This is a genomic window from Sorangium sp. So ce834 (genome assembly GCF_051521425.1).
GTDB lineage: Bacteria > Myxococcota_A > Polyangia > Polyangiales > Polyangiaceae > Sorangium > Sorangium cellulosum_D.
In genome coordinates this window covers 2,123,202-2,134,346 of record NZ_CP150351.1, presented here as the reverse complement: position 1 = coordinate 2,134,346, position 11,145 = coordinate 2,123,202, and the positions used below count along the sequence as shown (strand labels likewise).

Sequence of the window (11,145 nt, the reverse complement as noted above, 5' to 3'; positions counted from 1 at the left end):
GATTCGATTCCTCATTTCTATCGATGGAACACGGATCCGCCAGAGCGATCCCGGTAGTCCCTGCTTCGCCGTGAGCCCCGCTGGTGGGGCCGGCGCGATGATCCTGTGATCCTCTTGTAAAGAAAGCCTGTTGTTCGATGAGAGAACTTCAGCATGCCCGGAGCGGGCGAGGAGCGACAACGATGTCCAGGTCCTCACATCACGAGCAGGCGCGTCCTCTCCGAGGCTCTCGGTCGGCGATCCTGGGCGCGTTGCTCCTGGCCAGCGGCTGCATCGGAAACGTGGGTGGTCCTGGCTCCGGCGCCGAGCCCGGCGACGAGCCTGACGTCAAGGATCCCACCACCGGGGCCCCGCTCGCGTGCAAGGACGGCGTGGTGTACCCCGGGCGAGCGCCGCTGCGGCGGCTCACGCGCACCGAGTACAACAACACCGTCCGCGATCTCCTGGGGGACACGACCAACCCCGCCTTTTCGCTGCCCAGCGAGGACGTGGGGAACGGCTTCGGCAACGACGCGGACACGCTGTCGGTCTCGAGCCTGCTGGCCGAGCAGCTGGGCACCGTCGCGGAGGGCGTCGCCCAGCGCGCGACCGCCACCCCGGAGGCGCTCGCGAAGCTCGCCCCCTGCGCGCGCAACGTGGCGGGGGCGGACGAGGAGGCGTGCGCGCGCACGATCATCGAGAGCCTCGCCCCGGTCGCGTACCGCAGGCCGCTCGCCGGCGGCGAGGCGGAGGAGCTCCTCGCGCTGTACAGAGTCGGCAGGACCGACGCGACGTTCGCCACCGGCGTCGCGACGGTGATCGAGGCGCTGCTCCAATCGCCAGACTTTCTCTACCGCATCGAGTGGGGCACACCCGACCCCGAGCGCCCCCAGCTCCGCCGGCCGACGGGCGACGAGATGGCGACGCGGCTCTCGTACATGCTCTGGGGCACGATGCCCGACGAGCAGCTGCGCACGGCCGCGCAGGCGGGTGAGCTATCGACGAAGGAGGGCGTGCGCGCGCACGCCGAGCGCATGCTCGAGGATCCCCGGTCCCGGCCCACCATCCGGTTCTTCTTCGACAACCTCCTCCCCATCAGCAGCCTCGCGGATCTCGAGCGGAACGCGGAGGCGTTCCCGACCTTCTCTCGCACCATCGGCTCGCTGATGCGCGAGGAGACACAGCGGCTCATCGAGCACGAGATCTTCGAGGGGGGCGGGACATGGCCGTCCATCTTGACGGCCCCGTACTCGTTCATGAACGAACGGCTCGCGGCGTTCTACGGCGTCTCCGGCGTGACGGGCGACGAGTTCCAAAAGGTAGAGATCGACACGACCCAGCGCCTCGGGCTCCTCACCCAGGCGGGCGTGATGGCCGGGACGACGCACTCGAACAACACGAACCCCGTGGTCCGCGGCTCGTTCGTGCTGCAGAAGCTCATGTGCATCCCGATCCCGCTCCCCACCGGCGATATTTTGGAGAAGGTGAAGCCGCCGGATCCGTACTCCGGCGCGACGGCGCGCGACCGCTTCAGCCAGCACAGCAAGGACAAGGCGTGCGCGGGGTGCCACCAGTTCATGGATCCGGTCGGCTTCGCGTTCGAGAACTACGACGCGGTCGGGCTGTACCGCACCACCGAGAACGACGTCGTGATCGATCCGAGCGGCACGGTCCCGGGGACGCTGGGGGACGTGAGCGGGCCGATCGAGCTGGTGCAGAAGCTCGCCGCGTCGGAAGAGGTGCAGCACTGCTTCGCCAAGCGCTGGAGCGAGTTCGCCTACGGCCTCACCCTGCGCAGAGAGGACCAGTGCACCGAACAGGCTGTCACGACCGCCTTCGAGGCGTCCGGGTACAACGTGAAACAGCTCCTGATCGATCTCACGCAGACGGACGCTTTCCACTATTTGGCTTCAGGACAGGAGTGAAGGTCATGTCGAATTTTCGTTTGAGCCGACGTGCCATGCTGCGGGGCGCCGGCGCCATCGCGGTCTCGCTCCCCTGGCTGGAGATCATGGGCCCCGAACGCGCGGCGCACGCGGCCCCCGCCCCCGCCAAGCGTTTCCTCGCCGTCTACACGCCCGGCGGGACCGTGATGAACCGCTGGAGGCCGACCGGCTCGGAGACGAGCTTCACCCTGAGCCCCATCCTGGCGCCGCTCGCGCCCGTGCAAAACCGGCTGCTCGTCGTCGACGGCCTCGACATGAAGAGCGCGCGCGGCGAGCAGCATCAGGCCGGGATCATCGCCTGGCTCACGGGCACGGCGCAGGACGGCGCCAACAACGGCGGCTACGGGAGCGGGCCGTCCATCGATCAGGTGATCGCCGCCCGGATCTCCGCCGGTCAAAAGGCGAAGGCCAGCATCCAGATCGCGTTGCGCTGGGCCACGGGCAAGTCTCACGGCCTGCTGTCGCCGATGAACGCCGTGAATTTCGAGAACGACGCGCCGCACAAGCCGATCCCGCCGCGCCTCGATCCGGTGGAGATCTTCACCGAGCTCTTCGGCACGCTGAACCCGAACGACGGCAACGACGCCGCCCGTCGCCTCGCGCGGAAGCAATCGATCCTCGACTTCCTGGATCGGCGCTACGCCACCCTGTCCGGGAAGCTCGGCGCCGCCGACAAGCAGAAGATCGACCAGCACCTCACGAAGATCCGCGAGATCGAGCAGAGCCTCAGCAACATTCCGGTCGAGACGAGCGCGTGCAAGGTGCCGACGAGGGTCGACACGTCCGACTACAACCCGCGCACGGGGCTCAACTCGTCCGACAACGGCTCGATCAAGGACACCTCGACCGACGCGGCGATCCCCAAGGTCGGCAAGCTCTTGACGGACATGATGGTGATGGCGCTCGCCTGCGACATCACCGCGGTCGGCACCCTGCAGTGGAGCGACACCGAGGCGAAGCACACCTTCCCCTGGCTCAACCTGACCGAGCACCACCATTTCTACCAGCACGACGGCGGCTTCAGGCCGAACGAGTGCGAGGCCATCTGCAACTGGTACTCGAAGCAGCACCTCTATCTGCTGCAGGAGATGGAGAAGGTCGACATGGGCGGGCACTCGCTGCTCGACGAGAGCGTCGTCTTCTTCGGCTCCGAGCTCTCGGATCCGCCGACGCACAAGAAGAACGACATGCCGTTCCTGCTGGCCGGCGGCGGCGGAGGCCTGCGCACCGGACGCTGGGTGCGGTACCCGAACCTCCCGCACAACAACCTGCTCGTCTCGATCTTGAACCTGTTCGGCGACACCCGGACCACGTTCGGCGACCCGCGGGACTGCACCGGGCCGCTCACCAACCTGACCTAGCCCTTCGAACGAGGCGCGGCGCGCCGTGCGCCATGGGTCCCCGTTCCTCTGTCTCGACCGGTCGCACCGGCAGCCTCGCCGGCGTTGCAGGACGACGCCGGCGCGCGCTGGGCGAGGAGGATCCGGCAGCGGGACGCCAGCTGGTTCGACATCGACGAGACGAAGTTCGACGGTCCCGACTTCTATCCCGGCGTTCTCGCCGGACTGGTGTGAAATGAGAATCTCTCTGTTCGTGATCCCTGTGACGATGGTCCTTCTTGCCTGCGGCTCCGAGGCCGACCCGCCCGCGAACGACCAGGCTACTTCCAGCGCGACGGGCGCTGGGGGCTCGGGCGGGGGAGCCGCGACGGGCGCCAGCACGAGCGCCTCCAGCAGCGCGAGCTCCGGCGGGGCCGGCGGCGGCGGCGGGGCCGGCGGCAGCGGCGGGGCCGGCGGCAGCGGCGGAGCCGGCGGCAGCGGCGGCGGCGAGGACCCGCGCGCCGCGGCCGCCAGCATCGACGGCTTTCGCTGGGAGCTGCCGTGCGACCAGGACCCAGGCAACCGTGACGAGTGCTCGTCGTCCGCGCGGGTCGACGAGACGAAGACGTTCGGCGGCTCGCCCGACACGACCTACCAGGTGACTGTCCGGCTGCGCGGCGTCGTCGAGCCGATGACGTACCAGGGCGGCACATCCGACGGCATGCACTTCCGCGTCGGCGGTTCGCCCAGCAACCCGACGTACAACATCTACAGCTTCGCTGTCTCCGATCCGCCCGAGGTCTACTATCTCAACGATAACCCCAACGTGGGTCACGACACGTTCATCATCGACCACACGAAGACCATCCCGATTCGGGGTGGAGCCACCGTGACTTTCGTCGGCGACGGTCAAAACGGCGTCGAGATCGCCAACTTCAAGCACCTCGTCGTGGACGGCATCCCCCCGGCACCCGAGCCTTTCATCGGTCAGTTCATCCAGCTCGACGTGCTGTCGGTCGAGGCGGCGCAGCCCTGACCGTGCGCCGCGCAGGATGAGCTCCTCGTAGCGGCCGTCTCACCGTACAACCACGCTGCACGCGCGGGTTGACATAGAACACCTTCCGCGCTCCACCTCCCTCCTCGCGTAGGTCGAGCTCCTGGAAGGCATCGACCGCGTGCCGGCTCAGCCGCCTGCGCGCGCTGTCGGCGAGCCGGAGCGGACGGTCACTGCCCCGGTGTGCCTTGCTCATCTCTGTCGCTCCCGGCGGCGGTGCTCCCGCATGGCTATGCCGATTGCGGCTCCCGTCAGGAGCTCGCCGGCGCTCCTGACGGGAGCCGCAGGGTCGCCTTCCCATCCTCGTAGGTGGTCCAGCTGAGCAGCCGTCCTTCGGCGGTCGTCTGGTACTGCTCGATCCGTCGCGAGCCGCGCGTGCCGATGACTAAGACGGTACCATCGTGGTCGTCGTCCTCGTCGCCGTACTCAAAACGGACGGCATCGGGGGCGGCGCTCCACGAGCCCGTACGAGGGATGCTCGACTCCTCGTCGGCGGACAGGCGAACCACCGTCGCCCCCACGCGGTGGACGCTCACGCGGGGCGATCCGACGACGTGGGCAGCCGACTCCAGGATGGCCGCGACGTGCTCGAGCGCGGGGGCGAGCACGAGGTCCGCGCGCGCCTCGTACACCTCCGGCTGCCGGTAGTGGCGCAGGAGCACGCCACCCGAAGCGAAGTAGGCCTGATACGCGTCGGTCGCCTCGGAGACGACGGTGAGACCGAGCGACGCCGCGAGGGCGTCGCCCGTCGCGGGGCGGACCTTGACCCGGTATGCGCGATGCGCTTCCGCGGCCGAGAGCAACGCGCGCTGCTCGATGTATTTCTCGATCGAGGCGCTCTTGACGTTAGGCTGGGCGATCACCTCTCCCGCCTCGTTCATGAACAGGCCGCAGACCCCCTCGCTGCCGATCGGCACCATCGTGCCGTCGAGGTCGAGCGGATCGTTCTCGTCGCGCATCGGTTCGTCATCGTAGATCCCGAGGGTGTCCTCGCCCCACGACAGCCCGCCGTAGAGTTGCTCGAAATCGATGGCCGCAGCGAACAGCGGCCGATGGCACTCGGCCAGCCGGCGGGAGACGCTCTCGCGATCGCGTGCGATGTCGTCGCGCTCCGCGGAGAGGAGGAACTGCTGAGCGCGAGGGGAAAACAGGTGCAGAGGCAGGGGAGGTCGCATGGGCGGTCTGTCAGCGGAACACGGGCACGTTCTGGATGGTGAACACCTGGGCGATGTTGGGCATGGCCTGCGCGGCGGCCTGCGGCGTCATGACCCGGTTCCACAATCCGTACGCCGTCGAATGTCACCTCCGCGACGAGCCAGGCGGTCCTTGAGCGACTCCGCGAGCCCCGCGTCGTCGCGTAGCGCCTGGGAGAGGGGCCCTCCGAGGCTCCGCATCGCGGCGGCCCGGTCGCTCCGCGCGAGAGGCAGGCGTCACCCCAGGTAGCGCGCGAGATTCTCCAGAGACGATCGAAGGCCGGCGTCGTGGTCGGCCTGGCTGATGCCGGGCGGGACGTTCTCCGCGGTGATGGTGATGCGGGTCCCTGCGGGCAGCGGTTCGAACGACCACGTCATCACCATCTCGCCCGCGAACGAAGCGTCCGACGACTCGAACTCGACCGACTGGGCGATGCGCTTGCCCGGCTCCAGCGAGAGGAAGCGCCCGGTGCTGACGTCGGTCCGCTCTGTGGTCTTGCCCCCACCGGAGGGCGCTGCCTCCTCGTAGGTCAGCTCGACGCGGTAGCGACCGCCCTCGCGGAAGTCGTAGTCGAGGACGCGACCGGTCATGCTCTCGGGCGGGAGCCACGCCATCAGCGCGTCGGGATCGGCGAAGGCACGGTAGACCGCGTCGGGTCGGGCTGCGACGACGAGCGACGCGGTATCCGTTCGACCTCTGGCGGCTGGATCTCGCACCCGCACAAGCTATCGCGCCACCGGTCCTCTGGCCAGACCGAAGAAGCGGTTGGCAGCTTCACCGGTTCTGTCGGCGGCATCGACCCCGGCCGGGTCGGCGCCGCTGCTGGTGACTCCTGCTCGACGGCGGAGGATGCCCCGGCCTCGATGCGGAGCGCCATGGTTCAGACAGCCGGCTTCTTCCAGCGAAGCTTCGGCGGACGGCGCTTCGGGTTCGCCAGGTTCGCCAGCGCCTCGCGGAGCGCGGGAGGCGGCTCGAAGCCTTGATCGAGAACGCTGGCCAGGCGCATCGTCTCGGCGTCGCTCAGCGTGAGGCGCTCGCCCATCGGCGTCTGCCGTCTGGCGCGGAGGCGCTCGATCGCCGGATGAACGAGCGCCTCCACCTCCTCGCCACGGCGCGCCTCGATGGCTCGCCCCTGCTCGGCCTGCCGCACGACCCATCCGGCGAGCGCGGCGACCTCACGCAGGAGGTCGGCATTCTGGTTGGGCTCGAGCCCGAGCCGCTCGCGCAGCATCTCCAGCTCGGCGTCGAGCACGCTGTTGGTCAGGGCCTGGAAGCGGGACATGACGACCTCCGGACGAGTCAAATATTACTCGCCGAGGCAATCGGCACGAGGACGTTCGGAGAGCCTGCCGACGTGCGTCCCCCTGCGGCATGATGGGCGTTGAAGCCGCCGGCCCGCCGGCCGATGTTTAGGGCGTCGTGGGCGCGGGGGTCGCGGGCGCGGACGCCGCCGCCGGCTTGCCGTTGGCCTCCGCCGGCTTGCCGTTGGCCTGTCCGGCCTCGGCGGCCTTGCGGGCCTTGTCGCGCCGCGCCGCCGCGCGCCGGCGCCGCTCGTAGGCGCTCGTCACCTCGCGGGCGATCTCGGGGTGGCGCCGGAACACGTGGGCCGCGGTCTTCCGGATGGCGCCCACCCGCTCGACCATCAGGTGCAGCAGCTGGTTGCGGGTCGTGGTCGCCGCGGCCGAGGCGCCGGCTTCGGGGGCCGCCTCCAGCGCTCGCCGTTGCAGGTCCTCCGCGAGCTTCCTGGTCGGGGGGACGTCCAGATGGGCGGGGAGGACGTCCGGAGACGGCGGGGGCGCGCGAACGGCCGGAGCAGCGTCGACGCGCCCCACGGCGCCGAGGGCCTTGCGCGTGGGTGCCTGGCTCGCGCGCGGCCGTGACCTACGCCTTCTGCTGGCGCTCGACCTCTGCGCGAAGGCGTTCCTCCTGGGCACGGAGCGCCGGTGTGAGCTCCTTGCCGACGTCTTCGCCTCAATGGCGCTCGAAGCCGTCAATGCCGCCGAGCCGATGGCCGAACGGCCCGTCCGGTCGGCGGCCCACGCGGGGACGTGGGCCCCGCAGCCGACGGTGAAGGCGTCCGCCATGCGGCGCGGGTAGGTTCCGGGCCACACCTGTTCTTCTCGACTCTAGTCGGGTCTTGTCGGCAGAGCTCGGCCCGGGTACCCTGCTCCGGTGCACAGGGGATTCCACGCGACCGGAGCGGCGCCGATGACGACAGAGCGTTGGGCCTCGGTTGAAGACGTCGCCAGGCACCTTGGGGTGGCGAAGGACTCGGTCTACCGATGGATCGAGACCCGGAGCCTGCCGGCGCACAAATAGGATGCCTCTGGAAGTTCCAGCTTTCCGAGGTCGACGAGTGGGTGCGAGGGACCGAGGAATCGAGACGGAAGAGCAGTTCGACGCTGCGCTGGCTGGCCTGCGCGATGAGCGTGCGCGCCTCATCGGTGCGGGCAAGAAGGTGGTGCTTTCGTGACGGCCCGCATCGACCTCGTGGAGCTCGCGAGACGAGGGAGCGAGCAGACGGAATGGAAAGAGAACGTCGCTGACGTCAACGACGTCGTCGAGACGCTCACTGCCTTCGCGAACGACCTCCAGAATCTGGGCGGCGGCTACGTGGTGTGCGGTGCGAAGGAGGAGAAGGACGAGAGCGGATTTCCCAAGCTCGTTCGCACGGGGCTGACCGCAGCGCGCTTGAAGGAGGTCGAGAACACTGTCCTGACTCGGTGCAGGGATCGCGTCTCTCCGCCTCTGGCGCCGTTGGTCGAGGAGCTCGAGTCGGACGATCCGCAGCGGCGGATCCTGGTCTTCCTCCAACCTGCCACGGGCTCCGCGCACACGTTTCGCCGAAGCAACGAGGGGGCGAAGCACTTCGTGCGGGTGAGCCGCTCCACCATCGAGGCGCGGAACGGGCTCCTCAAAGACCTGCTCGTTCGCAAGGGGGCTCTGGAGCCCTGGGATCGGAGGCCGTGCAACGCCGCGACCGTGAACGACATCGACCTCCTCACGCTGAGGGACGCGCTGCAGCGCATGGGGGTCTTCACGCTCGACCGTGGTGTCGATCCCTACCTGGTCGACGGGGTTCAGCTCTCGCCGTTCGTGCCGTCGCTGTGCGTGGCCGAGCCGCTCTCCGGCGTGCTGCGTCCGAGGAACTTCGCCGTGTTGCTCTTCGGACGAGAGCCCCAGCGCTTCATCCCCGGCGCGTTCTCGATCTTCTCCGCGTACCCGGGGCTCGATCGCACCGCTCCCGTCGCTCGTCGCGTCGAGATCCCCGGGACGCTGCTCGATCAGGCGCGCCGCCTTCAGGAGCTCCTCGACGCCGAAGCCGTGACGCTGTTCGACAAGACCGACCTCGAGGCACCGAATGCGCAGAAGTATCCACGGCGAGCGCTCCAGGAGGCGATGGTCAATGCGCTCGCGCATCGAGACTATGAGCTCGTCGATCCTGGCCGCTTCACCTCGTACCGTGATCGCATCGAGCTCGTCTCACCGGGGCCGCTTCCCGTCGGTGTGACGCTGGAGAACCTCCGTACGGGCTCCGTCACGCCCCGCTGGCGAAACCAGGCGCTCGCCTGGTTCCTCTCTCGCCTCCAGCTCGCCCAGGCGGAGGGACAAGGGATTCAGACCATCCGCAGCACGATGAAAGCAGCGGGCTGTCCCCCGCCCATCTTCGATGCCACGGAGGTCTCCGTGACTTGCGTCCTCCGGGCCCATCCCCGCTTCGAGTCGGCGGAGCGAGGGAAGACCATGTCGAGAGGCGGAGCCGCGAAGCCCGCTGCTTCGAAGAAGACCAAGCCGAAGGCAAAGACGGCCAAGTCGACGTCGAAACCCGCGGCGAAGCCCAGGAAGACGGGCACGAAGGCGACGCAGAAGAGCAGCAAGAAGGGGGTGCGTCGTGGATAAGGACACCCCGGGCGGGAGCCACGCCATCAGCGCGTCGGGATCGGCGAAGGCACGGTAGACCGCGTCGGCCCCTGCCCCTGAACACGGGCGTCCCCACCCGCTCCTTGAGCATCGCCGTCCCGTGCGCGGCCTCCGCCGATGAGCCCGGCAAGCCGGCCGCTCGCCATCACGCAGCCCACGCGGCGCCGGCCATGCCGGCGGCCTCGGGGATCTCGGCAGCGGCGGGAGGCGCCATCGCGAGAAGGGGATCGCCCCTCGTCCGAGGTGGCATCGCATCGGGTCGAAGGGGGCCGCATCGGGTCGGAGGGAACTCGGCCCGGCCCGATTCTGTGACGATCGCGGGAGACTCCCCGTAGGGCGGCGAGCCCGTCGGCGAGCTCCAGCCGGCCGAGCCGTCCACGTTCTGCTGCATCGCCTGAGCTCGCCGGAGCCGCCGCCGCCGGGCGGCCGATGCTTAGGGGGTCGTGGGCGCGGGGGTCGCGGGCGCGGGCGCCGCGGCCGGCTTGCCGTTGGCCTCCGCCGGCTTGCCGTTGGCCTGTCCGGCCTCGGCGGCCTTGCGGGCCTTGTCGCGCCGCGCCGCCGCGCGCCGGCGCCGCTCGTAGGCGCTCGTCACCTCGCGGGCGATCTCGGGGTGGCGCCGGAACACGTGGGCCGCGGCCTTCCGGATGGCGCCCACCCGCTCGACCATGAGGCGCAGCAGCTGGTTGCGGATCGTGGTCGCGGCGGCCGAGGCGCCGGCTTCGGGGGCCGCCTCCAGCGCTCGCCGTTGCAGGTCCTCCGCGAGCTTCCTGGCCTCGGCGATCACGCGCACGTCGAACGCCTCGTCCGCCTCGACAAGGCGGTCCTTGAGCGACTCCGCGAGCCCAGCGTAGTCGCGGAGCGCCTGCGAGAGGGCGCTCGAGCGCTGGCCGTCCTGCGCGTGGAACTCCTTGATGCGCGCGAGCTGCGCGTCGGCGGGCTCGTCGACGTCGTCGTCGAGCAGGAACTCGAGCGCCGACTCGAGCTCATCGACGACGAACCGGGCGCGCTCGCCGAGATCGGCCACGGCCGGATCGACGATGAGCAGCAGCCGCGTCTGCGCCTCCTGCACGGCGTGCACGATGGAGAGCAGCTCCTCGCTGCTCGAGGCGGGCAGGCGGTTCTTGACCCGCTTGAGGCCCGGGCGATCGCCGTCGGGCTCCCAGTACTTCTTCACGAACGCCGCGGCGACGACCGCCTCGCGCACGGCGATGTCGTACGGGATGTTCAGCGGGTTGTCGGTCCGCTCCGACTTGGCGGCGACCTTGACCCAGCGATCGAAGTCCGTTGCTTGCTTTGCCATGATGACGTTGACCCCTCCTCCTGCGACCCGCGCCCGTCGGGGCACGACGCAGAGCGGCAAGGATGAGCTCGGTCGGGAGGACGTCCAGCGCGGAGCAGGGTCTGGACGGGGGTGGGGGGAGCCGGGTGGTGAGGCGGCGGGGTGGGATGTCCGGGTGGGCGGGAGGGATGTCCAGATGGGCGGGCGGGGTGTCCAGATGAGCCTGCCCCCTGTCCAGATGGGCGGGCGGGGTGTCCAGATGAGCCTGCCCCCTGTCCAGATGGGTCGGGGGGTGTCCAGATGGGCGGGGGTCGCGAGAGAGGCGGGCGCGCGAACGGCGGGGTCGGCGTCGATGCGCCACACGACGTCGATGGCCTTGGACGTGGGCGCCCGGCAGGCGCGGGTCCTTGAGCTCGAGGCCGTCCACGGCGTGGAGCCCCTGCGTGGAGCCCC

At 69.6% G+C, this 11,145-nt stretch carries 11 protein-coding genes and 1 pseudogene; 7 read left to right on the top strand and 5 right to left on the bottom strand.

Annotated features, from left to right (window positions below):
* Positions 1-281: 281 nt before the first annotated feature.
* From WMF20_RS07660 to WMF20_RS07645, 4 genes are all read left to right on the top strand, one after another.
* On the top strand, positions 282-1,904 hold the full coding sequence (locus tag WMF20_RS07660) for a DUF1592 domain-containing protein (protein WP_437611952.1): 1,623 nt from the start codon (positions 282-284) through the stop codon (positions 1,902-1,904).
* Positions 1,905-1,939: 35 nt separating this feature from the next.
* Positions 1,940-3,286, top strand: a complete 1,347-nt coding sequence (locus tag WMF20_RS07655) for a DUF1552 domain-containing protein (RefSeq protein WP_437617089.1) — start codon at positions 1,940-1,942, stop codon at positions 3,284-3,286.
* Positions 3,287-3,370: 84 nt separating this feature from the next.
* Positions 3,371-3,499 (top strand): hypothetical protein, encoded by a 129-nt coding sequence (locus WMF20_RS07650; protein ID WP_437611950.1) that lies wholly within the window; start codon positions 3,371-3,373, stop codon positions 3,497-3,499.
* A 19-nt stretch (positions 3,500-3,518) separates the two neighbouring features.
* Positions 3,519-4,280 carry a hypothetical protein gene (locus WMF20_RS07645; protein ID WP_437611948.1) on the top strand — a complete coding sequence of 254 codons (762 nt, stop codon included), beginning with the start codon at positions 3,519-3,521 and terminating at the stop codon, positions 4,278-4,280.
* Positions 4,281-4,549: 269 nt separating this feature from the next.
* Here the strand turns inward: WMF20_RS07645 and WMF20_RS07640 are convergent, their stop codons facing one another.
* From WMF20_RS07640 to WMF20_RS07625, 4 genes are all read right to left on the bottom strand, one after another.
* On the bottom strand, positions 4,550-5,473 hold the full coding sequence (locus WMF20_RS07640) for a hypothetical protein (protein ID WP_437611946.1): 924 nt from the start codon (positions 5,471-5,473) through the stop codon (positions 4,550-4,552).
* 255 nt (positions 5,474-5,728) lie between these two features.
* Positions 5,729-6,208: an SRPBCC domain-containing protein gene (locus WMF20_RS07635; protein ID WP_437611944.1), complete on the bottom strand. Its 480-nt coding sequence runs from the start codon at positions 6,206-6,208 to the stop codon at positions 5,729-5,731.
* A gap of 164 nt (positions 6,209-6,372) precedes the next feature.
* The gene (locus WMF20_RS07630) at positions 6,373-6,774 is read right to left on the bottom strand and encodes a hypothetical protein (protein ID WP_437611942.1); all 402 of its coding nucleotides are present in this window, start codon (positions 6,772-6,774) and stop codon (positions 6,373-6,375) included.
* Positions 6,775-6,901: 127 nt separating this feature from the next.
* Positions 6,902-7,324: a hypothetical protein gene (locus WMF20_RS07625; RefSeq protein ID WP_437611940.1), complete on the bottom strand. Its 423-nt coding sequence runs from the start codon at positions 7,322-7,324 to the stop codon at positions 6,902-6,904.
* Positions 7,325-7,343: 19 nt separating this feature from the next.
* Between WMF20_RS07625 and WMF20_RS07620 the strand changes: the two genes are divergently transcribed.
* The 3 genes and pseudogenes from WMF20_RS07620 (at position 7,344) to WMF20_RS07610 (ending at position 9,392) form a co-directional block, all read left to right on the top strand.
* Positions 7,344-7,589, top strand: coding sequence for a hypothetical protein (locus WMF20_RS07620; RefSeq protein WP_437611938.1), 246 nt, complete (start codon positions 7,344-7,346; stop codon positions 7,587-7,589).
* A gap of 111 nt (positions 7,590-7,700) precedes the next feature.
* Positions 7,701-7,876, top strand: a pseudogene (locus WMF20_RS07615) (helix-turn-helix domain-containing protein); the annotation flags it as partial.
* 85 nt (positions 7,877-7,961) lie between these two features.
* Positions 7,962-9,392 (top strand): ATP-binding protein, encoded by a 1,431-nt coding sequence (locus WMF20_RS07610; protein ID WP_437611936.1) that lies wholly within the window; start codon positions 7,962-7,964, stop codon positions 9,390-9,392.
* Positions 9,393-9,846: 454 nt separating this feature from the next.
* Here WMF20_RS07610 and WMF20_RS07605 read toward each other — a convergent pair whose 3' ends face one another.
* Positions 9,847-10,713 (bottom strand): hypothetical protein, encoded by an 867-nt coding sequence (locus WMF20_RS07605; protein WP_020733588.1) that lies wholly within the window; start codon positions 10,711-10,713, stop codon positions 9,847-9,849.
* Positions 10,714-11,145 lie beyond the last annotated feature (432 nt).